General features: G+C 62.3%; 1 protein-coding gene. It reads right to left on the bottom strand.

Annotation, left to right across the window (positions count from 1 at the left end; translation table 11 throughout):
* Positions 1–10: 10 nt before the first annotated feature.
* The gene (locus NYP18_RS15315; RefSeq protein WP_259429055.1) at positions 11–907 is read right to left on the bottom strand and encodes an IS5 family transposase; all 897 of its coding nucleotides are present in this window, start codon (positions 905–907) and stop codon (positions 11–13) included.
* Positions 908–1,022 lie beyond the last annotated feature (115 nt).

The raw sequence follows: 1,022 nt of genomic DNA, 5'->3' as shown, positions 1-1,022 counted from the left end.
CTAGGCAGTGTTACGAAAGTCGTTTGAGCCACCGATCAATGTTCGCGACACGGATGGCGGCCTGAAAACGAACAGCAAGCTTGTCGTACCGGGTCGCTATCCCACGTTTGTGTTTCAACGCACCAAAACACCGCTCCACCACATTGCGTCCCTTATAGGCATCGGCATCAAACACCGGTGGACGCCCACCTTTGCTCCCTCGTGACCTGCGGTGGCGGTCCTGGTCCGCCTTCATCGGGATCGTCGCTGTGATCCGGCGCCGCCGCAGATGCTCACGAATCGCCCGGGAGGAATATGCCTTGTCCGCCAGCACCCGATCGGGCCTGGTCCTGGGCCTGCCCCGTCCACCACGGATGACCCGGATGCCGTCGAGCACCGTGATCAACTGCGGGGCATCACCGGCCTGCCCCGGGGTCACCACGAAGGACAGGGACTGCAGGTGTTGGTCGCATCCGAGGTGGATCTTCGTCGACCACCCACCACGCGACCTGCCCAACCCGTGGTCAGCAGGTTCACCGGCGACCTTCTCGTGTGCGTCGCGGCGTGCCCCAGCAGCATGGACATGGGCGCGGATGGTGGTCGAGTCAACGGAGATGTCCCAGCCGACCATGCCTCGGTCATCCGCCAGCGCTTGAAGGTGGGACTCGATCTCCTCCCAGATCCCGGAGATCTGCCAGGCACGGAACAGGGCGTAGACCCGCCACCAGGGGGCATAACGAGAGGGAACATCCCGCCACGGTCCGCCGGCGCGAACGCGGTGGCGGACGCCGTTGATCAGGTCCCGGAGCGGGTACTTACGTGGTCTGCCCAGATGTGAACGTGCTGGTAGCAGGGGTTGTAGTAGTTCCCACTGGGCGTCGGTGAGGTCGTGGCGGGTTTCGGCGGCGTGAACGGCTAAAGTAGAAATCTGGAACTTCCGTGTAGATGAGGGTTGTTGGTACTTTCCTCTTTACACGGAAGTTCCTTGCTTTTGCGTTACCGCCCTACGGCCTGGGCCAACGATTTTCGTAACACTGCCTAGC

This window comes from Corynebacterium lemuris, from assembly GCF_024919295.1.
Taxonomy (GTDB): domain Bacteria; phylum Actinomycetota; class Actinomycetes; order Mycobacteriales; family Mycobacteriaceae; genus Corynebacterium; species Corynebacterium lemuris.
Note: the sequence above shows the minus strand (reverse complement) of the source record. Positions and strands in the feature narration are given on the sequence as shown.